Annotated in this window: 24 protein-coding genes; 8 read left to right on the top strand and 16 right to left on the bottom strand. The window is 63.9% G+C overall.

Features of this window, described 5'->3' with window-relative positions:
- Positions 1 to 32: 32 nt before the first annotated feature.
- From QSV46_RS07490 to QSV46_RS07435, 12 genes are all read right to left on the bottom strand, one after another.
- Complete coding sequence (locus tag QSV46_RS07490) at positions 33 to 1,184, bottom strand: ABC transporter substrate-binding protein (protein ID WP_314948679.1); 1,152 nt, start codon at positions 1,182 to 1,184, stop codon at positions 33 to 35.
- A gap of 93 nt (positions 1,185 to 1,277) precedes the next feature.
- Positions 1,278 to 1,697: a thioesterase family protein gene (locus tag QSV46_RS07485; RefSeq protein ID WP_314948677.1), complete on the bottom strand. Its 420-nt coding sequence runs from the start codon at positions 1,695 to 1,697 to the stop codon at positions 1,278 to 1,280.
- A gap of 9 nt (positions 1,698 to 1,706) precedes the next feature.
- Positions 1,707 to 2,468: an SDR family NAD(P)-dependent oxidoreductase gene (locus tag QSV46_RS07480; RefSeq protein WP_314948674.1), complete on the bottom strand. Its 762-nt coding sequence runs from the start codon at positions 2,466 to 2,468 to the stop codon at positions 1,707 to 1,709.
- A gap of 25 nt (positions 2,469 to 2,493) precedes the next feature.
- Positions 2,494 to 4,377: a feruloyl-CoA synthase gene (locus QSV46_RS07475; protein ID WP_314948671.1), complete on the bottom strand. Its 1,884-nt coding sequence runs from the start codon at positions 4,375 to 4,377 to the stop codon at positions 2,494 to 2,496.
- Complete coding sequence (locus QSV46_RS07470) at positions 4,374 to 5,183, bottom strand: crotonase/enoyl-CoA hydratase family protein (RefSeq protein ID WP_314948668.1); 810 nt, start codon at positions 5,181 to 5,183, stop codon at positions 4,374 to 4,376. The genes QSV46_RS07475 and QSV46_RS07470 overlap by 4 nt, the downstream gene beginning before the upstream one ends.
- Positions 5,184 to 5,331: 148 nt before the next feature.
- The gene (locus tag QSV46_RS07465) at positions 5,332 to 5,730 is read right to left on the bottom strand and encodes a type II toxin-antitoxin system HicB family antitoxin (protein WP_314948666.1); all 399 of its coding nucleotides are present in this window, start codon (positions 5,728 to 5,730) and stop codon (positions 5,332 to 5,334) included.
- Positions 5,731 to 5,735: 5 nt separating this feature from the next.
- Positions 5,736 to 5,924 carry a type II toxin-antitoxin system HicA family toxin gene (locus tag QSV46_RS07460; protein WP_314948664.1) on the bottom strand — a complete coding sequence of 63 codons (189 nt, stop codon included), beginning with the start codon at positions 5,922 to 5,924 and terminating at the stop codon, positions 5,736 to 5,738.
- A gap of 43 nt (positions 5,925 to 5,967) precedes the next feature.
- On the bottom strand, positions 5,968 to 6,429 hold the full coding sequence (locus QSV46_RS07455) for a DUF3237 domain-containing protein (RefSeq protein ID WP_314948661.1): 462 nt from the start codon (positions 6,427 to 6,429) through the stop codon (positions 5,968 to 5,970).
- Between the two features lie 12 nt (positions 6,430 to 6,441).
- The gene (locus QSV46_RS07450; RefSeq protein ID WP_314948658.1) at positions 6,442 to 7,761 is read right to left on the bottom strand and encodes a TRAP transporter permease; all 1,320 of its coding nucleotides are present in this window, start codon (positions 7,759 to 7,761) and stop codon (positions 6,442 to 6,444) included.
- A gap of 2 nt (positions 7,762 to 7,763) precedes the next feature.
- Positions 7,764 to 8,273 carry a TRAP transporter small permease gene (locus QSV46_RS07445; RefSeq protein ID WP_314949254.1) on the bottom strand — a complete coding sequence of 170 codons (510 nt, stop codon included), beginning with the start codon at positions 8,271 to 8,273 and terminating at the stop codon, positions 7,764 to 7,766.
- A 246-nt stretch (positions 8,274 to 8,519) separates the two neighbouring features.
- Positions 8,520 to 9,536, bottom strand: coding sequence for a TRAP transporter substrate-binding protein (locus QSV46_RS07440; RefSeq protein WP_314949252.1), 1,017 nt, complete (start codon positions 9,534 to 9,536; stop codon positions 8,520 to 8,522).
- On the bottom strand, positions 9,463 to 9,639 hold the full coding sequence (locus QSV46_RS07435) for a hypothetical protein (RefSeq protein WP_314949273.1): 177 nt from the start codon (positions 9,637 to 9,639) through the stop codon (positions 9,463 to 9,465). The genes QSV46_RS07440 and QSV46_RS07435 overlap by 74 nt, the downstream gene beginning before the upstream one ends.
- A 147-nt stretch (positions 9,640 to 9,786) precedes the next feature.
- Between QSV46_RS07435 and pobA the strand changes: the two genes are divergently transcribed.
- The gene (gene pobA / locus QSV46_RS07430; RefSeq protein WP_314948655.1) at positions 9,787 to 10,956 is read left to right on the top strand and encodes a 4-hydroxybenzoate 3-monooxygenase; all 1,170 of its coding nucleotides are present in this window, start codon (positions 9,787 to 9,789) and stop codon (positions 10,954 to 10,956) included.
- Between the two features lie 249 nt (positions 10,957 to 11,205).
- Complete coding sequence (locus tag QSV46_RS07425) at positions 11,206 to 11,625, top strand: PaaI family thioesterase (protein WP_314948652.1); 420 nt, start codon at positions 11,206 to 11,208, stop codon at positions 11,623 to 11,625.
- 105 nt (positions 11,626 to 11,730) lie between these two features.
- On the opposite strand, the gene QSV46_RS07420 is transcribed toward QSV46_RS07425, so the two are convergent.
- Complete coding sequence (locus QSV46_RS07420; RefSeq protein WP_314948650.1) at positions 11,731 to 12,615, bottom strand: LysR family transcriptional regulator; 885 nt, start codon at positions 12,613 to 12,615, stop codon at positions 11,731 to 11,733.
- A gap of 119 nt (positions 12,616 to 12,734) precedes the next feature.
- Between QSV46_RS07420 and QSV46_RS07415 the strand changes: the two genes are divergently transcribed.
- A complete protein-coding gene (locus tag QSV46_RS07415) occupies positions 12,735 to 13,370 on the top strand; it encodes a pyridoxamine 5'-phosphate oxidase family protein (RefSeq protein WP_314948648.1) in 636 nt (211 codons plus the stop codon).
- A gap of 225 nt (positions 13,371 to 13,595) precedes the next feature.
- On the opposite strand, the gene QSV46_RS07410 is transcribed toward QSV46_RS07415, so the two are convergent.
- The gene (locus tag QSV46_RS07410) at positions 13,596 to 14,498 is read right to left on the bottom strand and encodes a LysR family transcriptional regulator (RefSeq protein ID WP_314948646.1); all 903 of its coding nucleotides are present in this window, start codon (positions 14,496 to 14,498) and stop codon (positions 13,596 to 13,598) included.
- Between the two features lie 202 nt (positions 14,499 to 14,700).
- Between QSV46_RS07410 and QSV46_RS07405 the strand changes: the two genes are divergently transcribed.
- The 5 genes from QSV46_RS07405 to QSV46_RS07385 all read left to right on the top strand — a co-directional run bounded on the left by QSV46_RS07405 (position 14,701) and on the right by QSV46_RS07385 (position 17,509).
- On the top strand, positions 14,701 to 15,297 hold the full coding sequence (locus QSV46_RS07405) for an MFS transporter (protein ID WP_409997153.1): 597 nt from the start codon (positions 14,701 to 14,703) through the stop codon (positions 15,295 to 15,297).
- Positions 15,294 to 16,076: a carboxymuconolactone decarboxylase family protein gene (locus tag QSV46_RS07400; RefSeq protein WP_314948643.1), complete on the top strand. Its 783-nt coding sequence runs from the start codon at positions 15,294 to 15,296 to the stop codon at positions 16,074 to 16,076. Before QSV46_RS07405 ends, QSV46_RS07400 begins: the two co-directional genes overlap by 4 nt.
- Positions 16,077 to 16,189: 113 nt before the next feature.
- Positions 16,190 to 16,588: a cupin domain-containing protein gene (locus tag QSV46_RS07395; RefSeq protein WP_057847934.1), complete on the top strand. Its 399-nt coding sequence runs from the start codon at positions 16,190 to 16,192 to the stop codon at positions 16,586 to 16,588.
- Positions 16,589 to 16,713: 125 nt separating this feature from the next.
- Positions 16,714 to 17,109, top strand: a complete 396-nt coding sequence (locus tag QSV46_RS07390) for a putative quinol monooxygenase (RefSeq protein ID WP_314948641.1) — start codon at positions 16,714 to 16,716, stop codon at positions 17,107 to 17,109.
- Positions 17,110 to 17,125: 16 nt separating this feature from the next.
- Positions 17,126 to 17,509, top strand: a complete 384-nt coding sequence (locus tag QSV46_RS07385) for a DUF1330 domain-containing protein (RefSeq protein ID WP_314948640.1) — start codon at positions 17,126 to 17,128, stop codon at positions 17,507 to 17,509.
- A 112-nt stretch (positions 17,510 to 17,621) separates the two neighbouring features.
- Here QSV46_RS07385 and QSV46_RS07380 read toward each other — a convergent pair whose 3' ends face one another.
- Entirely contained in the window at positions 17,622 to 18,353 is a 732-nt protein-coding gene (locus QSV46_RS07380) for an ABC transporter ATP-binding protein (protein ID WP_314948639.1), read from the bottom strand.
- Positions 18,350 to 20,119 (bottom strand): branched-chain amino acid ABC transporter ATP-binding protein/permease, encoded by a 1,770-nt coding sequence (locus tag QSV46_RS07375; RefSeq protein WP_314948637.1) that lies wholly within the window; start codon positions 20,117 to 20,119, stop codon positions 18,350 to 18,352. Before QSV46_RS07375 ends, QSV46_RS07380 begins: the two co-directional genes overlap by 4 nt.
- Positions 20,120 to 20,122: the final 3 nt, after the last annotated feature.

The following is a 20,122-nucleotide window of genomic DNA, read 5'->3' as shown; positions in this document are numbered from 1 at the left end:
CCGGCTCTCGTCGTCTCAAAACTGCTCCGCGCCTACTCCACCAGCGTGTACTTGCCGTTCTTCACCGTGAGCAGGATGCGTGAGCGCTCGTCGAGGCCGTAGCGGTCCTTTTCGGTGAAGTTGTAGACGCCCTGGCTCGCGGCCAGCTCCTTCTCCGACAGCAGCGCCTGGCGGATCGCTTCGCGGAATTCCGGCGTGCCGGGTTTTGCGGTTTTCAGCGCCGCCGGGATGATCCGCTTGAGGATCTCGAACGCATCGTAGGAATGGCCGGCGAACTGGCTGCGGCTGTTCGGGCCGTACTTGGCCTCATAGGCCGAGTTGAGCGCGAGGCCCGGCTTCTTGGTGGCGGCCTCGTCCGGCTGATCCTCCGGGTCCATGACGGGACCGGAAGCCATCAGCACGCCTTCGGCGGCTTTGCCGGCGATGCGGATGAAGTCCATGCTGGCGGCACCATGGGTCTGGTAGATTAGGCCCTGATAGCCGCGCTCGCGCAGTTCGGTCTGCGGCAGCGCGGCCGCGGTGCCGGACGCGCCGACCAGGATCGCATCGGGGTTGGCGGCGACGAGCTTCAGCACCTGTCCGGTCACCGAGGTGTCGGGACGGGCGAAGCGCTCCTCGTCGGCGATGGTGATGCCCATCGGCACGGCCTGCGCTTTCAGGTCGTTGAACCAGAGATCGCCATAGGAGTCGGAGTAGCCGATATAGCCGACGGTCTTCACGCCCTTGGCTTTCATGTGGTCGTAGAGCACCTTGCCCACGATCGGGATCGGCTGCGGCATCGCCACCGACCACTTCATGCGCTCCGGCGTGATCGGGAACGGCGCCAGGCCGAAATGCGGAATGCCGGCTTCGTTGGCAACGTTGGAGACCGCGATCGTCGGCGGCGTCAGTGCCGAGCCCATGATGATGTCGGCCTTGGATTCGGTGACGAAGCGGCGGGCGTTGGTGGTCGCCGTGGTGGGATCGCCGCCGTCGTCGAGCACGATCACCTTCAGCGGCACGCCGCCGATCTCCTTCGGCACGAACTCCAGCGCGTTGCGCTCGGGAATGCCGAGCGCGGCACCCGGGCCGGTCGTGGTGGTGGTGATGCCGATGGTGACTTCGCTGGTCTGGGCGAGCGCTGGCAGCGCCGGTAGGGCAAGCGACGCCGCAGCCACGGCGGCGGTCAGGTAAAAGCGTTTCATCTATTATTCCTCCCTTGACGTGTTTCTTTGAAAGCAGAATTCGGGGGGTAATTCAGCCCCCTCTTTCGGTGATGCGGCGATTTAGCTCCAGGCCTAACTCCCCGTGAACTTGGCCACCATTTCCGCCGGAAATGGTGCCGATTTCAGCTTGTCGGGGTTAACGGGATCGCGGCCGACCAGCACGCGGGTCTCGAACCCTTCGATCGCGAGCGACTCGCCCTTGTAGACGTTGTGCTTCACCTCGAAGCTCGAGCGCTTGATGCTCTCGATCTTGGTTTCGATGGTGATCCAGTCGCCATAGGTCGAGGGGATGTAGAACCTGGACCGCGTGTCGACCATGGGGATCCCCACCAGGCCGTATTTCCGGACCAGATCCTGCTTGGAGAAGCCGGCGACCTCGAACAGGGTCGACGTCGAATCGTCGAACATCGCGAAATAGCGCGGGTAGTAGACGATGTTGGCGGGGTCGCAGTCGCCCCACTGGATCTGCACCTCGCGCCGGTTCACGAACATACGATTCCCCTACTTCGGCGCCATGCGCAGCGAGCCGTCGAGGCGCACCACTTCGCCGTTCAGGTATGAATTCTCGACCATGTGCAGCGCCAGCGCCGCGAACTCATCGGCATGGCCGAGCCGGCGCGGGAAGGGGATCGCGGCAGCGAGCGAGTCCTGGGCTTCCTGCGGCAAATTGGCGAGCAGCGGCGTCAGGAACAGGCCGGGTGCGATCGTCAGCACGCGGACGCCGAACTGCGCCAGCTCGCGTGCGATCGGCAGCGTCATGCCGACGATGCCGCCCTTGGAGGCCGAATAGGCCGACTGGCCGATCTGGCCGTCATAGGCGGCGACGGAGGCGGTGTTGATGATGACGCCGCGCTCGCCGGTCGCTTGCGGCTCGAGCTTGGACATCTCGGCCGCGGCGAGGCGCAGCATGTTGAAGGTGCCGATCAAATTGACCTTGATCACCTTGTCGAAATCGGCAAGCGCCATCGGGCCGTCGCGGCCGACCACGCGCTTGGCAACGCCGATGCCGGCGCAATTGACCAGCACGCGCGCGGGGCCGTGCGCCTTGGTCGCCTGCGCGATCGCAGCTTCAGCGGAAGCCGCATCGGAGACGTCGCAGGTCACCGCGACGCCCTTGATCTCGGCGGCAACGGTTTCTGCAAGCTTGGCATTGAGGTCACAAACCGCGACCCTGGCGCCCTGCGCTGCAAGCTTGCGCGCGGTGGCCGCGCCCAGTCCCGATGCACCGCCGGTGACGATGGCTGCCTGATCCTTCAACAACATGGCGTTCTCCTGGTGCGATGGTTTCTTAGCCGACCGATATCACACGGTCCGATGGATTGGCAGCATAGAGCTCCTCGATCAATGCGCCCCGATGTTCCAGCACCGCGCGCTGGTTGATCGAGCCCTTGTCGGTGACCTCTCCCTTGTCGATCGAGAGCGGCGTATCCAGCAGGATCGCACGGGTGATCCGGGTCGAGGATCCCGTGGCCGAGGCCAGGAAGCCCGTCAGGCGCTCGCGGAAGGCCTCACGGACCAGCCGGTCGCGGGCGGTCACCGTGAGATCGTCGGCCGGCAGCGTCGGGTTGACCAGGCGGCAGCCGTCGAGGTCGAGCACAACCAGCGCGGAGATCTCATCGCGGTTGATGCCGGCGATGACGACGTCGCGCACCAGCGGTGCGCATGCCGCAACGAAGCGCGCGCGCAAGGGGCCGACGCTGACCCAGGTGCCGCTGCCAAGCTTGAAATCCTCGCCGATGCGGCCGTCGAAATCGAAGCCGGCATTGAAATCATCGGGATCGACGGGCTTGAGCGCATCGCCGAGCTTGTAGAAGCCTTCTTCGTCGAACGATTTCGCCGTGATGTCGGGCTGGCGCCAGTAGCCAGGCATGACGTTCGGCCCCTTGCAGCGCACTTCCAGCTTGCCGTTGTTCGGCACCAGCTTGGCGTCGTTGCCGGACACGGGAAGTCCGACGTGGCCGGAGCGGCTGGTGCGCGGATTGACCGACATGAAGAACGGCGCGGTCTCGGTCGCGCCTAAGCCGGTCAGCATCGGCACGCGATACCCCTTCTCCTTCACCGCGAGCTCGTCGAGGCTGTTCCAGACGAACGGCGACAGCGCGGCGCCGGAGAAGAACATCGCATGCAGCCGGTCGAAGAATTTTGCGCGCAGGCCCTGGTCGTCGCGCAGATAGGGCAGCAGGGACTCGTAGCCCTTGGGCACATTGAAATAGACCGTCGGCGAAATCTCCTGGAGATTGCGCACGGTTTCCTCGATGCCGCCGGGCACCGGCTTGCCGGCGTCCAGATACATCGAGCCGCCGTTGTAAAGCGTCAGCCCGATATTATGGTTGCCGCCAAAGGTGTGATTCCAGGGCAGCCAGTCGATGATGACGGGCGGTTCGTCCTTGAGGAAGGCGAGTGTCTCGCGCAGCATCACCTGATTGGCACAGATCATGCGCTGGGTGTTGATGACGGCCTTGGGATTGCCGGTCGAGCCCGAGGTCAGCAGGAATTTTGCGATCGTATCCGGGCCAATGTTGCCGTGCACCGCGTCGAGATCGCCGCGGATCGGCGCGGCCATGAGATCGGCGAGCAGGGTGACATCGCGCCCGGGCACGCTGCCATAGGATGCGGCGATCTCGGTGCCGAGCGAAACATTGGCGGCGAGCGCGTCGGCGAACTTGTCGGCGTCCTCGGCGAAGACGAGGCCCGGCGTCAGCAGCTTCATCAGGTAGGAGAGCTTGCCGTAATCCTTCGACACCAGCGAGTAGGCCGGCGATACCGGGCAGAACGGAATGCCGGCATAGAACGCGCCGAACGCGAGCAGCGCGTGGTCGATCGAATTGCCGGAGAGGATCACGACCGGCCGCTCCGCCGACAGGCCGCGCGCAATCAGCCCTGAGGCGATATGCCGGCTCGCGGTGAGCAGCTCGGCGTAGGTGATCTTGCGCCAACCGCGGCCGCCTTGGCGCTCCGCCATGAAGACGCGGTCCGGCGTCGTCGTCGCCCAGTGATGCAGGCGGTCGGTGATGCGGACGGGATAGTCGCCGAGCGGCTGCTTGGGCCGCAGATAGATCGTGCCGTCGTCGCGCCGCTCGATATCGACGACGGGATCGCCGAACGAGATGGGACGCAGCGGGGAAGTGCTTGCGCCGCGCTCCATGCTGGAAGAGGACGGCTGTGCGGTCATGACTTCGGCTTTACCTTGGCGGTCTTGTGTTCGAGGAACTCGCGGATCCTGCGCTTGGCCTCTTTGTCGCTCTGCGCCACCGTCGCCATCAGCGATTCCATCAGCAGGCCGGTTTGCGGATTGGCTTCCGCGATCATCGGCAGTGCCTGGAGCACGGCGAAGTTCGTCAGCGGAGCGTTGGCGGCGACCTTGGTCGCAAGCTCCAGCGCCTTGCCGAGCCCGTTGCCGGCTTCCGTCACATATTGCGCAAAGCCGTAGGAGGCGCCTTCGGTCGCGCTATAGACGCGCCCCGTCAACATCATGTCCATCATCCGGGCAACGCCGATCAGCCGTGGCAGCCGCACCGAGCCGCCGCCGCCAACGAAGATGCCGCGCTGCCCCTCCGGCAGCGCAAAATAGGTCGAAGGCTCGGCGACGCGGATATGCGCGGCGCAGGCGAGTTCCAGCCCGCCGCCGATCACAGCGCCCCGGAGCGCGGCGATCACGGGCACGCGGCTGTACTGGATACGGTCGAACACCCGGTGCCACATCTGCGAATGCAGCAAGCCGCCGGTGGCGTCATGGTCCTGGAGTTCCGAAAGATCGAGACCGCTGGAGAAATGATCGCCGATGCCGTGGATGACGACCGCACCGATGTCTTCGGGCAGCGATGCAAAGCACTCGCCGATTTCCAGGATGATGCCGTCGTTGAGCGCATTGCGCTTGGCCGGCCGGTTCAGGCCCACGGTCAGAACCCGGTCCGCCCGCTCGATCCTCAATAGCCCGGAGGCGCCCGCGTCCGCGGTCTCGGCGTTTCCCTGTGTCATTTGCGTCCTTGTCAGAATAGTTATGTTGTATAACGAATTCTGGGGGAGTCAACAAGGGAGGCTCCGCTGTTGTGCTTTGGAAGTCTCCTGCGAACGGAAAAATGTCAGGCGACTGGGCGCCGCATTGGACGCAACGGGTGGAAGCGCCTCAGGCGGCTTCGGTCATCATCTTCTTCGCGGCCTGAGCAAGCAGCCCCGATCGCGTGTAGCCGTGAGCCTCGGCGAACCTGTCGATCTGCTCCAGGACATCACCGGGCATGGTAACATTGACGCGTACGATCTTTGGCTGATCGTCCTTCACCGATACCAGAATGGCGACGCCCGAACGGTTCTCGGGATCCGACATGATCTCTTCGAGCGACGAAGGCTCCGGGATCGCTTCTCCGTCTTCCGCCATGCCTTCGAGGTGAAACGCCAGCGCTTCCTCGGCCATGTCGCGCGCTTCGTCCAGCGTGGTCCCTGCGGTCACGAGGCCCGGCAGATCGGGAAACGACACGCCGAAATCGCTGTCGGCGTCCTTGCGGATCAGACCAATGTAATGGCGCATGGCGCTCACCTCAGCTTCAGACCGGACTGCTGTTCAATGCTCTTCAGTGTCCCCAGCGGGACGTCCCGCTTTGGATGAGCGACCGTGACGCGGCCCTTTTTCGTCGGATGCTTGAACTGGATGTGGCTGCCTTTTTGAGCCACTTGCACCCAGCCATCCCTCTGAAGGGCCGAGATAATTTCTCGGCCATTCATCGTGTGTATTTATACACATCGGACAGATTTGTCAATCCGGGGCTCATATCACCTGATGCACGTCGATCACCACGCGATCCGCATGCCGCGCGGCCGAGCCGACGAAGATGTGCTCCATCAGCCAGCGGTACTTCTCGCGCCCCGTTTCGAACCGGGGCACGGTGCGGAAATAGATCAGCTTCGGATCGACCGGCTCACCGCGCTTGAGCTTTTGCAGAAGCTCGACCGGGCCGAAGCGCATGCCCTTGTTCTCGACGTAAACGATGGCGCCGTCGTCGGTCTCGAAGGCGTATTTCGCCTCGAGGTCGATCAGCTCGTTGGGGCGGATGGTCTGGAAGTCGGCGCCGAATGGGAGCACCTTGCCTGATATCGCGCCCCTCACCTCGCCGCCGAGGATCGGAATGATGCGGCGAACGCCGATGCCGGTCTCGCCGGCGGTGACGACGTCGCCGATTCTGGCGGTGATGGTGAAGACGTATTTGGTTTCGAGGGTGGGTGTCGTCATTGCTTCACCTCCTCAATGCGCCATCATCCGCGTCGGCAGCCATGTGGCCAGCAGCGGGAAGGCGATCAAAATCACCAGCCGCACGAGGTCCGTTGCCACGAACGGGATCACGCCCTTGAAGATGGTGGAGAACGACACGTCCTTCACCACGCTTTTGATGACGAAGACGTTCATGCCGACCGGCGGATGGATCAGGCCGAGCTCGACGGTCATGACGATGATGACGCCGAACCAGATCGGGTCGAAGCCGAGGTGCGTGATGACGGGGAAGATGATCGGAACGGTCAGGATGATCATCGCCATGGCGTCCATCAGGCAGCCGAGCACCAGATACATCACCATGATCAGCGCCAGCACGCCATAGGGACCAAGGCCGAGACCGGTGAGGAACTCGGTCACCTTCTGCGGCGTCTGCGTCACCGTGAGGAAATAGCCGAAGATCAGCGCGCCGATCAGCACGGTGAATACGGCGGCCGCGGTGCGAGTTGCCTGCAGCAGCGAGGCGAGAATCTTCTCGCGGTCGAGCCGGCCGGTGACGACGCCGATGATGAAGGCGCCGGCGGCGCCGACGCCGCCGGCCTCCGTCGGCGTGAAGCGCGGCAGGAACGGCAGGCCGTAGAGGCCGCCGATCACGAACACGAACAGCAAGACCGGCGCCCAGATGTCCTTCAGGCCGGCAAAACGCTCGCGCCACGGCAGCACCTTGCCCTTGGGCAGGAAGTCCGGCCGGAAATAGCCGATCAGGAAGATCGTGATCATGTACATGGTCATCGCCAGCAGGCCCGGAATGATGCCGGCGATGAAGAGTTTTCCGATGTCCTGCTCGGTGATGATGCCGTAGACCGCGAGCACGGTGGAGGGCGGCAGCATCGCACCCAGCGTGCCGCCCGCCGCGATTACGCCGGTGGCAAAGGACTGCGGATAGCCGAAGCGGCGCATCTCGGGATAGGCGACGGCGGAGAAGGTTGCGGCGGTCGCGACCGAGGAGCCGCAGATCGCGGCGAAGCCGCCGCAGGCGCCGACGGTGGCAATGCCGAGGCCGCCGCGCATGTGACCGACGAAGCCGTTGGCGGCCCGGAACAGTTCCTTGCTCATGCCGGAATTGCTGACGAAGGAGCCCATCAGCAAAAACATCGGGATCACGCCGAACGTGTAGTCGGTCACCGTGCGCATCGAGGTCTGGCCGACCAGCTTCAGCGCCGCCGTCCCGTTGACGAGATAGGCGAAGCCGGTGACGCCGACGAGGCCCATGGCCATGCCGACCGGCACGCGCAGCAGCATCAGGACAAACAGGGAAACGAAGCCGATTAAGGCGACGGCATCGGTGCTCATGATTACTCCGTCGCCTTCAGCTTGGGGTCGTGCATGTCTTCGGGATGGAAGATCAAACGGTAGGTGCGGATCGCGATCAGCAACACCGCCGAGACGTCGCCAATCCAGGCGACCGCGAAGAACGGCCAGGTCGGCATGTGCATGTCGAAGGTCTGGACGTTGTCGTTGTAGGTGCCGCGCACCTTGTCGAACAGCGTCCAGGTCTGCACGCTGACCACGAACAGCAGCACCAGCGTCGCAAACACGTCGATCCAGCGCTGATGGCGCGGCCCGACATTGCCCCAGACGAGGTCGACCGTGATGTGGGTGCCGCGATAGGAGGTCGCCGCGATGCCCCAGAAGATGAGAATGCCGAGCAGCATGCGGCCGATGTCGAAGCTGTCGGGGATTGAATAGTTCAGTGTGTTGCGCAGCAGCACCGACAGGAAGATGTCGAGCGCGACGATGCCGACGAAGCCGGCGGCGATCCATTCGATGGTGTCGATGACGCGGTCCATCCAGGAGCGCTTCACGGGTGTGTCCTGTGCGATGTCCATTCTTGCTCTCGACTCCAGCCGCGGTCCTTCGCCTCTCCCCGCCTGCGGGGAGAAGCCGACACGCGCCGAGCGATGCGAAGCATCGTCCGAAGCGTGGCGGGTGAGGGGGACTCTCCGCGAGTCCCTCTGTCACTGTTTTTGCGGAAGCGGCCCCTCACCCCAACCGTCTCCCCGTAAGAACGGGGCGAGGGAGAAGATAGAATGGGTGGCCGCACTTGGGCCTCACTCCGCCAGCGCGTTGTACTTCTTGAGCGACGCCTTCAAATCCGCGAGTGCGGCGTCCGGGTCGGCGCCGGCCTTCTTGGCGCCGTCGCTCCAGGTCTTGACCAGCGGATCGGCGGCCTTCTTCCAGGCGGCGGTCTGTTCCGGCGTCAGCTTGTAGACCTCGTGGCCGGATTCCGCCTTGACCTTGTCGATGCCGGCATCCTCGAACTTGCCCCAGTGCTCGCCGACCACGCCCGCCATCTCGACCGTGCAATTCTTGTCGATCGCAGCCTTCTGCTTGTCGGACATCGCATTGTACTTGTCCTTGTTGATCACGAACACGAAGGTCGTGGTGTAGAGCGGCGCTTCCATGTCGTATTTGGTCACCTTGTCGATGCCGAACAGCACCAGGGAACCCCAGGGGAAGGTGACGCCGTCGGCGACACCGCGCTCGATGATGTCGCGCACTTCAGGCGCGGACGACTGCACGTTGGTGCCGCCGAGCGAGGTGACGAAGTTCGCCATGGTGGCGTGCGCCGGGCGGATCTTCAGCCCCTTCACGTCCTCCGGCGCCACGATCTTCTTGGTCTTGGAATGGAAGGAGGAGGGGGAGTGGACGAAGGCGAGGCAGTATTTGACGTCCTTCATCTCCTTCTCGGCATATTTGCGATACCAGGCATCCAGGCCCATCGAGCCGCCCTTGGCGTCCGAGATCAGGAACGGCAATTCGCCGGCGCCGACGATCGGGAAACGGCCGGGCTGGTAGCCGGGATTGACGTAGGTGACGTCGGCGATGCCGTCGCGCGCCATGTCGTAATGATCGAACGCCTTGCCGAGCTGCTGGGCCGGAAACACCTTCCCCGTGATGGTGCCGCCGGAATCCTTGTTCACTGCGGCCACCCAGTCTTCCAGCGACTTTTGCAGCGGATGCGACGCCGGCACCCAGTGCGAGACCTTCAGGTCAAAAGTCTTGTCCTGCGCCAACGCAGGACTCACGCTTGCTGCCAGCAGCAAAGCCAAACAGACCTTCCTCATCACGCGTCTCTCCCTCTTTGTGACGGCGGGCTTCGATGGCCCCGTCTTTAATTAACATGTTATCTAATTGGCTGGCGCGTTCAAGCCGGAACTGGCGCGACATCTACGTCAGCCATGTTGCATGGATTTGTCGCGCTCCGGCGACGTGCACGCCCCTTTTGCCCAACGATTATATGATATAATTATCGCGCGCGGACGATCGCGACAAGCGAGCCGCGACCAAAGCCTACAGGATCGGGAGGAGCAAGTATTGCGGACAAAAGTCGCAATCATCGGGGCCGGGCCGGCCGGATTGTTGCTTGGGCAACTGCTGCACAAATACGGCATCGACAATGTGATTCTGGAGAGGCAGAGCCCGGATTACGTGCTCGGACGCATCCGCGCCGGTCTTCTGGAGGAGGGAACGGTCTCCCTGCTCGACCAGATCGGCGCCGGCGCACGGGCGCATGCCGAGGGCCTGGTGCATGAGGGCATCGAGCTCGCGTTTTCCGGCCGCCGTCACCGCATCGACATGAAGGGCGCGACCGGCAAGACCGTGATGATCTACGGCCAGACCGAGGTCACGCTCGACCTGATGAATGCGCGCAAGGCCGCCGGTCTGACCTCGGTCTACGAGGCCAGGGATGTGCAGCCGCATGGCTTCGACGGCAGTCACCCGCGCGTAACCTGGGTCAAGGACGGCATCACTCACGAGATCGATTGCGATTTCATCGCCGGTTGCGACGGCTTTCACGGCGTCAGCCGCGCCAGCGTTCCGCCCTCGGCGATCGAGGAGTTCGAGCGCATTTACCCGTTCGGCTGGCTCGGCATTCTCTCCGAGACGCCGCCGGTCAGCCACGAGCTGATCTACTCCAACCACGCCCGCGGCTTTGCGCTCTGCACCATGCGCTCCATGAAGCGCAGCCGGTATTACGTGCAATGCTCGCTCGACGACCATGTCGACCAGTGGCCCGACAATCGCTTCTGGGACGAGCTGAAGCGCCGGCTCGACCAGGAGGCGGCCGACAGCCTCGTCACGGGGCCGTCGATCGAGAAAAGCATCGCGCCGCTGCGCAGCTTCGTCGCCGAGCCGATGCGCTTTGGCAGGATGTTCCTGTGCGGCGATGCCGCCCACATCGTGCCGCCGACCGGTGCCAAGGGACTGAACCTCGCCGCGAGCGACGCGCATTATTTGTCGAGCGCATTCCGCGAGTTCTATGACGAGAAATCGAGCGCCGGCATCGACGCTTACTCGGAGAAGGCGCTGGCGCGGGTCTGGAAAGCGGTGCGCTTCTCCTGGTGGATGACCTCGATGCTGCACAAATTCCCCGACACCGGCTCCATCGGCGCGCGCATCCAGCTCGCCGAGCTCGACTACGTGACGCAGTCGCAGGCCGCGATGACGTCGCTGTCGGAGAATTACGTGGGGCTGCCGTTTTAGGGAGACGTGGCGGCGCCGCACACCCCGTCATTGCGAGCGAAGCGAAGCAATCCAGACACCTCCGCGGAAGGATTCTGGATTGCTTCGTCGCATCAGCGCAAATTGCTTCGCAATTTTGTCGCGAGCTCCTCGCAATGACGGTGGCGCCCGTTTCAAACACCCGCGCAAATCCCGTTTAAAACTTTGTAGGCGGTGAAACCGTCATCCACATCGCGTTCTATGGTCCCCAGCCAATGACGCGAGGCACGCATGACCACCAGCCCCATCCCCGACGGCTTCGAGCCGTTGTCCCGCAAGAGCCCGCTCACCGAACCTTGGGAGCCGATCTACGCGAAGAAGACCGAGAGGGCCGTCATCATTGGCCTTCGTCTGGCAAGGCCGCACACCAATGGCCGCGGCCTGATCCATGGCGGTCTGATCGCCGCACTTGCCGACAATGCCATGGGCTACAGCTGCGCGCAGGTGACGAACTGGACCACGTCGTTCGTGACGGTCTCGCTTTCGATCGATTTTGTCGGCTCCGCCGAGATCGGCCAATGGTGCTCGATCGAGAGCGACGTCATCAAGACCGGGAAGACGATCTGCTTTGCGCAGAGCCTGATCAAGGCCGACGATGCCGTGATCGCGCGCGCGAGCGGGACGTTCCGCGTGGTGCCGAAGAAGGGCTAACCGTCATTCCGGGGCTCGCGAAGCGAGAACTATGGTGCGCACTTGCGCACCAGAGAATCTCGAGATTCCGGGTTCGGTCCTTCGGACCGCCCCGGAATGACGGCTTCACCCAAACTTCCACGCCGCCGTTTCCACCACGAGATCGATGAACGCCCGCACCTTGGCCGAGAGCAGGCGCGAGGTCGGGTAGACGATGTGGATCGGCAGCGCCGGCTGCTCGTATTTCGCCAGCACGATTCTGAGCCGCCCGCGCTTCAGCCCTTCGGCGGCCTGATAGGCCAGCACACGCGTCACGCCGCCGCCGGCTTCGGCATACTGCAAGGCTGCGTCGGCGCTGTTGCTGATGAATCGCGGCGCCGGCGTCACCTCGACATCGCGGCCCTCGCGCAGAAAGCGCCATGCGGGCCAAGGGCCGAACTGGATGGTCTGGTGCGAGGGGAGCGCCTCCGGCGTCTTCGGCTCGCCATGCCGCTTGAGATAGCCGGGCGCGGCCACGACGATCCGCCGCATCTCGCCGACCTGGCGTGCCACCAGCGAGGAATCGGCGAGGTGGCCGATCCGCACCGCGGCGTCGACGGCGTCTTCGACGAGATTGACGAGGTTGTCCGACAGCCGCAATTCGCACGCGACCTCGGGGTAGCGCTTGAGGTAGGCGGTCATGACCGGCCCGACATGGAGCCGGCCGAAGCCGACCGGCGCCGATACCACCAGCCGTCCGCTCGGCCGGTTGCGCTCCTCACGTGCAGAGCCGTCGGCCTCCTCGACATCGGCGAGAATTCGCCGGGCGCGCTCCAGATAGCGCGTGCCGACATCGGTGAGCGTCACCTGCCGCGTGGTCCGCTGCAACAACCGCGCGCCGAGATGCTCCTCCAGCGCCGCGATCAGCCGCGTCACCGCCGAGGGCGACAGCCGCAGCTTTCGCGCCGCCGGCGCAAAGCCGCGCAGATCGGCGACGGTGATGAAGACGTGCATGGCTTCGAGACGGTCCATCGAATTATTGCATATATCGCAATGATGAAGTGTCAAGCGGGCTGATTGTTTTAGCTGCTGAGAGATCCATCTTTCATGGCGAAGACGCAGGAATGCGCCGGGATTCAGGAGATATTCCGATGACGGCAACCCACACTTTCGCCAGCGACGTGGCCTTCTCGCCCGCGGTAAAATCGATCCAGACCCGGAAGGGATCACGTGAAGGCTATGCGCATGCCGAGCAGCGGGGCTGGCGCACTGAGGTGGACGAAGACCTCGCGGCATTCCTCGCCGGCGCCGACAGCTTCTATTTCGCCACCGCCTCGGCGGATGGCCAGCCTTACATCCAGCACCGCGGCGGGCCGAAGGGCTTCTTGAAGGTGCTCGACAAGCAGACGCTGGCCTTCACGGACTATGCCGGCAACCGGCAATACATCACGCAGGGAAACCTCTCCGAAAATCCCAAGGCCTACATCTTCGTGATGGACTACGCCCATCGCCGTCGGGTGAAGATCTGGGGCGAGGCCCGCGTGGTCGAGGACGACGAGGCGCTGACGGCATCGCTGATGCCCAAGGGGTATCGCGCGCGGCCGGAGCAGGTGATCCTGTTCAAGATCACGGCATGGGATACCAACTGCCCGCAGCACATTCCGCAGAAGTTCGACGCAGGCGATGTCGCGGCCGCGCTGGCGGCGAGGGATCAGCGGATCGCGGAACTGGAGGCGGAGGTGGCGGCATTGAAGGAAAAAGCAAGCCTACCTTCGAGCGAAAGCTAGAGCGGCTTGCGCGGTGATCAGACCGGGGAGATCGTGGACGGATGTTCAAAGACATCGTGGATACTTTCTGGGCTTTCCGTCGAGAGGCCGGATGTCGATGGTTGCAATCGTCTGGGTTCCGAGACGACGTTGAAGACGCCATCCTGTGTGGTTGGTCGGAACGCGACGGCTTTGCCACGGACCTTCGCATCTTCGCTGAAATTGACTGGTAATCTTCAAAAGTATTCAGCGTTTCCCTCGATAGCGAAGGGCGTCCACCAACAGCGAAAACGCTGGCGAAGTTTGCCGTCGGCTGGGATAGTATAGGTGATAGCCGGAGAATGGCGGGCACCAGTCCGCCAAAATTCGGACAAGCTTGCCGCTCGACAGGTAGGGCTGAACCTGACCTTCGGTCAGGTAGGCCAGGCCGAGACCCTGTAGGGCGGCGTGCAGCAGGGCGCCAGAGCTGTTGAAGACGAGTTGCCCTTCGACGCGCACGTTGAGTTCGCGGCCGCTCTTTTCGAACTCCCAAGCATACAAGCTCCCGCCATGCGTGGGCAGGTGGAGGTTGATGCAGTTGTGCTGGGTCAGCTCCGGTGGCGTTCGCGGTCTCTTTCTGGACACGAAATAAGACGGCGAGCCCACAACGGCCATGCGCAGGTCCGGACCGACCCGGACTGCGATCATGTCCTTGGCCACTAGCTCGCCGGGCCGGATCCCGGCGTCGTACTGGGCCGCCACGATGTTCGTCAGGCCGACGTCGATCATCACCTCGAGTTTGATGTCAGGATACTGCGGTACGAGCTTAGCCATGGCGGGCATGAGGATCGCCTGCGCGGCATACTCCGTCGCGGTGATCCGGATCGTTCCGGCCGGTTTCTCGCGCAGTTCGCTCAACGCCCCGAGTTCGACGTCCATTTCGTCGAACTTGGGCCCGATCGTGAGCAGTAGCCGCTCGCCGGCCTGCGTCGGCGTGACGCTCCGGGTCGTGCGATTTAGCAACCTGACGCCCAGCCGCTCTTCCAGACTTTGGATGGTCTGGCTCAAGGTCGGCTGGGAAATCGCGAGCCGGGCCGCCGCCCGGGTGAAACTGCGTTCCCGCGCTACCGCCAGGAAGGCGAGAAGGTCGCTTGCGTCGGCGCGTTTCATTTATAGGGTATCCCAATAAATCCAATTGAGTTTTATCATCTAATCCCCGGGGCCCCAAGCGCTTACCTAGCGAGTTGACCGGCGGCCGCACGAGGGCCGCGAAGCGACGAAATCCCAGGAACGCGATGTCCGTTGTAACCATGCAAGAGACTATCGATCCTCGTCCGTTTGCGGCGTCGCTGTTGCGCCGCTTCCCGCTGTCGTGCCGGTGCCGCGCGCCCGCTTATCGTTCGTCAAAGTGTTTGGAGGGGTGTGGGTACCGGGTCTCGGCTCGGCGCTGGGCAGTGTGGGATTTGGGGCCGTGACCACGTTCGCAGCGTTGCTGTTTGCTAATCGCGGCTGGACGCAAGGCTGGTTCGCATACACCGCCTACGCCGTCGCATTCATCTTCGCGCGCGTTTTCTTCAGCCATGCAGCCGACAGGTTTGGCGGCGCCAAGGTCGCGCTGTTCTGCGTCCTGATCGAAACAACCGGCCAGGCGCTGATGTGGCTGGCCGCTTGTCCCGATCTGGCGCTGCTCGGGGCCGCTCTCACGGGATTCGGGTTTTCGCTGGTCTATCCCGGCTTCGGCGAAGCCGTCCGGCGGGTGCCGGCACAGAGCCGCGGCCTTGCGATGGGAGCATACACCGCCTTCATCGACCTGGCTCAGGGGCTCGCAAGCCCGGGGCTTGGGTTGGTCGCGAAAGGGGCCGGCTTGAACGTCGTGTTTCTCGTCAGCGCCATCACCGTGCTTTGCGCCGCGCTCGTCGCGTCATGGCTCATAGCATGCCCAGGGACCATCGGAGGACAAGCGCAATGAAATTGCTCGCAGCAACCGTACTTTCATTATTGATCGCCGCCGGCACGGCCAGCGGTCAACAGGCAACCATCGAAGGATTGAAAGCCATGCCCACAACCGAAGACCTTCGTGCCGTCGCGCCCGCCCTCGAAAATTATGCGAAGGGCGTCGTGCTCAGCGACCTCTGGAAGCGCCCAGGAATGTCGCCGCGCGACCGAAGCATCGTTACAGTCGCCGCGCTGATCGCACGCGATCAGACGGTCGAACTGCCGTTCTATCTCAATCGCGCGCTCGACCATGGCGTGAAGCCCGCCGAGATCTCGGAGATCATCACGCATCTTGCGTTCTATACCGGCTGGGCCAATGCCATCGACGCCGTTTCAGCGGCGAAGGACGTGTTCAAGAGCCGCAACATTGGAGCCGATCAGCTCCCTCCGGCTTCCGGTCCTCAGCTACCGCTCGACGAGGCGGCGGAGGCCCAGCGGGCCACGCGCGTCGCGCAGCAATTCGGACAGATCACCCCCAGTCTGGTCCAGTACACAACGGATGTCCTGTTTAGAGATCTCTGGCTGAGGCCGGGACTAGCGCCGCGGGACCGCAGCCTGGTCACCGTCAGCGCCCTGGTTGCGATCGGCCAGGTCCCGCAGATCACCTACCATTTGAACCGGGCGATGGATAACGGGTTGACCAAGGAGGAGACCGGAGAGGTGGTCGGACATCTCGCTTTCTACGCAGGTTGGCCCAACGCGTTCTCGGCCGCGCCGGTCATCAAGGACGTCATCGAGAAGAGGCCCCGGTAGCAATGTCGTACTCGCGCCGACAAGCGATCATCGCCACCGTAGGCCTTGCTGCGCTCGCCGCGACGAGCGCCAACGCAGACAGCGCGAACGCGCAAAGGAGTTCGCATATGGATATGGACATTAAACGAAACGGCTCTCGGCCCTCCGCCAAAGGCTCTCCGGACTGGTTCACCGGATCGGTCCGCGTGGATCCGCTGTTTCAGGCGCCGGACCCGGCGCGGGTGGGCGGTGGCCAAGTCACCTTCGAACCCGGGGCACGCACGGCGTGGCACACGCATCCGCTCGGCCAGACGCTGATCATCACGGCCGGTCTGGGATGGGTGCAGCGCGATGGCGGGCCCGTCGAAGAAGTCCGTCCGGGCGACGTGGTTTGGTTTCCGCCCGGCTTGAGACATTGGCACGGTGCGTCGCCGACGACGGCGATGACACACATCGCCATTCAGGAATCGCTCAACGGCAAGAACGTCGACTGGTTGGAAAAGGTAAGCGACGAACAATACCGCCGAACTTGATTTCGGCTGAGAAGCCGCGCCCGCTCCCCGACCATCAAGTTCGTGCCGCGCGACGCGAACTCCCAGCCTCAAAGTGAACTAACGGAAACGAGATGAAGCTCGGCAATCGCGCCAGTTAGGAGAAAATGGTGATCGCAAAGCAGCTTTTTGTTCTCGGCGCATCCATGCTGGCTACGGCGCTCACCGGCGGCGCCGGCGCCCAGCAGGCGGACGAACAGTACGTCCAAGTGGCGGAGATCGAGGTCTATCCCGTCCAATTGGATGCCTACAGGGCCGCAGTGCAGGAGCAGATCGACGCGGCAATTCGCAAGGAGCCGGGCGTCCTGGTGCTGTACGCCGTTTCCGAAAAAGGCGACCCCACCCACGTCAAGGTCTTCGAGGTCTACCGGGACAGGAGCGCCTACGAAGCTCACCTCGGATCGGATCATTTCAAGAAATACAAGACGACAGTGGAGAAGATGGTGAAGTCGCTCAAGCTAATCCAGCTCACCCCGATCATGCTCGGCGCCCAATCGAAGTGACAGGAGGGAATCTATCATGAAGAATTCATTCGCGGTGGCTGCGGCGCTGGCAGCGGGGATCGGTATCGGTAGCTTCGGCGTTCACGCTCTTCATGCGCAGTCGCAGCCGCCCGTTTATATGATCGAAGATAACACGGTGATCGATCCCGCCGGGTTCGCAAAGGAATTCGCTCCTCTGGCGCGTGAGAGCCTTCAGACGTACGGAGGACGCTATCTCGGGGGCGGAAGCGGGGTCTCAATCGACGGAGATCCGCCGAAGGGACGTGTCGTTCTCGTCCGATGGGAGTCGGTCGGACAAATGATGAAGTGGCGACATTCGCCGGAATACAAGGCCGCCCGTACCGTCGGCGAAAGGTATGGCCATTTTCGTATCTTCGCAGTCGATGGCGCGCCGCAGTAACCGCAAGAGGGGCAACTTCAAGCGGACTTTCCGCATCTCATCGGTACTGCGCGATGAACGATGCCGCTTGGCCCTGCGCGCACTCTCCCCAGCTTGACAGGGCCCTACCAGCTTACAACACACTTGCGCCTTCGTGCTGGAAGCCGAGATAGCTCGCCGCCACCCGCTCGTTCGCGGCGATGTCGCTAGCCTTGCCGCTGAGCACGAACTCGCCGAGCTCCATCACATAGGCCTGATCCGCGATCTTCAGCGCGGCCTGCGCGTTCTGCTCGACCAGCAGCACAGAGACGCCGGCGGCGCGCAGTTCGGCGACGATGCGGAAGATGTCGGCGACGATGATGGGGGCGAGGCCGAGGCTCGGCTCATCCAGCATCAGGAGCTTGGGCTCGCCCATCAGCGCGCGGCCCATCGCGAGCATCTGCTGCTCGCCGCCGGACAGCGTGCCGGCGAGCTGCTTGCGGCGCTCCTTCAGCCGCGGAAACAGCGTGTAGACGCGCTCCATCGAGGCCTTCGCCCTGCTTCGCTCGATGCGGAAGGCGCCGAGCTCGAGATTGTCCTCGACATTCATGGTCACGAACAATTCGCGGTGCTCGGGGACGAGGCCAAGCCCCATCGCGACGCGATCCTCGATGTCGAGCCGGGCGAGGTCCTGGCCGGCGAAGGCGACGCGGCCCTTCAGGGGCAGGATGCCCATGATAGCGGAGAGCAGCGTGGTCTTGCCGGCGCCGTTGGCGCCGACGATGGTGACGATCTGGTTCTGGCCGACCTCGAGCGAGACCGCGCGCACGGCCTCGACCTTGCCATAGGCGACATGCGCGTCGGTGACGGACAACAGCGCGCTCATGCCGCCACTCCGAGATAGGCCTTGATCACTTCGGGGTTGGTCTTGATCGTGGCGGGCGTGCCCTCCGCGATCTTGGTGCCGAAATCGAGCACCACGATGCGGTCGGCGAGGTTCATCACGAAGCCCATGTCGTGCTCGACCAGCAGCACGCTCATGCCGCCGTCGCGCAGCTCGCGCAGCAGCGTTGCGAGGCGCTGCTTCTCCATGTGGCGCAGGCCCGCGGCCGGCTCGTCGAGCAGCAGCAGCATTGGATCGACGCACAGCGCACGCGCGATCTCGACGATGCGCTGCTGGCCGAGCGAGAGGCTGCCGGCAAGCTGGTGCATCTGCTCGGCGAGGCCGACGCGCTCGATCTGGCGGGCGGCTTCCGCGAGCAGTTTTGCCTCATCGGTGCGGTCGAGCCGCAGCATCGAGGAGATCGGGCCGGAATGGCCGCGCAGATGCGCGCCGATCGCGACGTTCTCCAGCACGGTCATGTCGGGGACCAGCTTGACGTGCTGGAAGGTGCGGGAGATGCCGAGCTTGACGATCTCCTGCGGCGGCGCGTTGTCGAGCTTGTTGCCGAGCACCGAGATCGAGCCCGATGTGGCCGACAGCACCCCGGTGATCAAATTGAACGTGGTGCTCTTGCCGGCGCCGTTCGGCCCGATCAGCGCGACGATCTCGCGCGCCTGGACGTCGAAGGAGACGTTGTTGACGGCGATCACGCCGCCGAACTGTTTTCGCGCCTTCTCGACCTGGAGCAGGACGCTGGTCTCCCCGGGAGCGCGGGTCCGCTGTTCCAGTTTCAGCGAGGTGTCCGGCTTCTTGCCGCGGGTGCGCTCGGGCAGGAACGACATCAGCCACGGCCAGAGGCCGCCGGGCGCGAGTTGCAGCAGCGCCACCAGCATGATGCCGAACACGATGGTCTCGACCTGGCCGGAGCCGGGCAGGATCAGCGGCAAATAGCTCTGCAGCACCTCTTTCAGCACCACGACGATGGCCGCCCCGAGCACGCCGCCCCAGACATAGCCGGCGCCGCCGACCACCGCGATGAAGAGATATTCGATGCCGGCCTGCGCGCCGAACGGCGTCGGGTTCACCGCGCGCTGAAGATGGGCGTAGAGCCAGCCGGACAGGCCGGCGAGCACCGCGGCATGGATGAACACCAGCAGCTTTGCCCGCGGCGTGTGCACGCCGAACGCCTCGGCCGCGACGTGTCCGCGGCGCAGCGCACGGATGGCGCGGCCGGTGCGGGAGTCCAGCAGGTTCATCGTCAGCACGGCCGAGACGATCACGGCGACCCAGATCGCGTAATAGATCGAGCCGGGCGAGAGCATCTTGAACGTCCCGATTGACAGCGGCGGAATCGCCGAGATGCCGTCGTTGCGCCCCAGAAATTCGAGCTTGCTGAACAGGTAGAACAGGCCGAGGCCCCAGGCGAGCGTGCCGAGCGGCAAATAGTGGCCGGAGAGGCGGACCGTGACGAGGCCGAGCAGCACCGCCAGCGATCCGCTGACCAGGAGCGACAGCGGCAGCGTCAGCCAGGGCGACATTCCGTAGGCCGTCGACAGCACCGCACTGGTGTAGGCGCCGAAGCCGACGAAAGCGGCCTGGCCGAACGAGGTCAGGCCGCCGACGCCGGTCAGCAGCACGAGGCCCATCGCGACCAGGGCGGCAAGGCCGATATTGTCGAGCAGCACGATCCAGAACGGCGGCATGCCGGGGACAAACGGGATCGCCGCCATCGCAGATGCGAAGATGAGGATGGGGAGACGGCTCTGCATCTT

This window comes from Bradyrhizobium cosmicum, from assembly GCF_032290525.1.
GTDB classification, from domain to species: Bacteria; Pseudomonadota; Alphaproteobacteria; order Rhizobiales; family Xanthobacteraceae; genus Bradyrhizobium; species Bradyrhizobium cosmicum_A.
Note: the sequence above shows the minus strand (reverse complement) of the source record. Positions and strands in the feature narration are given on the sequence as shown.

What these genes read in the sequence shown, in the direction of transcription:
- QSV46_RS07435 (WP_314949273.1), bottom strand. Translation starts at nt 9,639, where the DNA reads ATGTCGCGCCAGTTCCGGCTTGAACGCGCCAGCCAATTAGATAACATG.
- QSV46_RS07390 (WP_314948641.1), top strand. Translation starts at nt 16,714, where the DNA reads ATGGTGATCGCAAAGCAGCTTTTTGTTCTCGGCGCATCCATGCTGGCT.
- QSV46_RS07450 (WP_314948658.1), bottom strand. Translation starts at nt 7,761, where the DNA reads ATGAGCACCGATGCCGTCGCCTTAATCGGCTTCGTTTCCCTGTTTGTC.
- QSV46_RS07485 (WP_314948677.1), bottom strand. Translation starts at nt 1,697, where the DNA reads ATGTTCGTGAACCGGCGCGAGGTGCAGATCCAGTGGGGCGACTGCGAC.
- QSV46_RS07400 (WP_314948643.1), top strand. Translation starts at nt 15,294, where the DNA reads ATGAAATTGCTCGCAGCAACCGTACTTTCATTATTGATCGCCGCCGGC.
- QSV46_RS07440 (WP_314949252.1), bottom strand. Translation starts at nt 9,536, where the DNA reads ATGAGGAAGGTCTGTTTGGCTTTGCTGCTGGCAGCAAGCGTGAGTCCT.
- QSV46_RS07395 (WP_057847934.1), top strand. Translation starts at nt 16,190, where the DNA reads ATGGACATTAAACGAAACGGCTCTCGGCCCTCCGCCAAAGGCTCTCCG.
- QSV46_RS07455 (WP_314948661.1), bottom strand. Translation starts at nt 6,429, where the DNA reads ATGACGACACCCACCCTCGAAACCAAATACGTCTTCACCATCACCGCC.
- QSV46_RS07460 (WP_314948664.1), bottom strand. Translation starts at nt 5,924, where the DNA reads ATGAATGGCCGAGAAATTATCTCGGCCCTTCAGAGGGATGGCTGGGTG.
- QSV46_RS07490 (WP_314948679.1), bottom strand. Translation starts at nt 1,184, where the DNA reads ATGAAACGCTTTTACCTGACCGCCGCCGTGGCTGCGGCGTCGCTTGCC.
- QSV46_RS07420 (WP_314948650.1), bottom strand. Translation starts at nt 12,615, where the DNA reads ATGGACCGTCTCGAAGCCATGCACGTCTTCATCACCGTCGCCGATCTG.
- QSV46_RS07470 (WP_314948668.1), bottom strand. Translation starts at nt 5,183, where the DNA reads ATGACACAGGGAAACGCCGAGACCGCGGACGCGGGCGCCTCCGGGCTA.
- QSV46_RS07380 (WP_314948639.1), bottom strand. Translation starts at nt 18,353, where the DNA reads ATGAGCGCGCTGTTGTCCGTCACCGACGCGCATGTCGCCTATGGCAAG.
- QSV46_RS07385 (WP_314948640.1), top strand. Translation starts at nt 17,126, where the DNA reads ATGAAGAATTCATTCGCGGTGGCTGCGGCGCTGGCAGCGGGGATCGGT.
- QSV46_RS07425 (WP_314948652.1), top strand. Translation starts at nt 11,206, where the DNA reads ATGACCACCAGCCCCATCCCCGACGGCTTCGAGCCGTTGTCCCGCAAG.
- QSV46_RS07375 (WP_314948637.1), bottom strand. Translation starts at nt 20,119, where the DNA reads ATGCAGAGCCGTCTCCCCATCCTCATCTTCGCATCTGCGATGGCGGCG.
- QSV46_RS07465 (WP_314948666.1), bottom strand. Translation starts at nt 5,730, where the DNA reads ATGCGCCATTACATTGGTCTGATCCGCAAGGACGCCGACAGCGATTTC.
- QSV46_RS07480 (WP_314948674.1), bottom strand. Translation starts at nt 2,468, where the DNA reads ATGTTGTTGAAGGATCAGGCAGCCATCGTCACCGGCGGTGCATCGGGA.
- QSV46_RS07475 (WP_314948671.1), bottom strand. Translation starts at nt 4,377, where the DNA reads ATGACCGCACAGCCGTCCTCTTCCAGCATGGAGCGCGGCGCAAGCACT.
- QSV46_RS07415 (WP_314948648.1), top strand. Translation starts at nt 12,735, where the DNA reads ATGACGGCAACCCACACTTTCGCCAGCGACGTGGCCTTCTCGCCCGCG.
- QSV46_RS07410 (WP_314948646.1), bottom strand. Translation starts at nt 14,498, where the DNA reads ATGAAACGCGCCGACGCAAGCGACCTTCTCGCCTTCCTGGCGGTAGCG.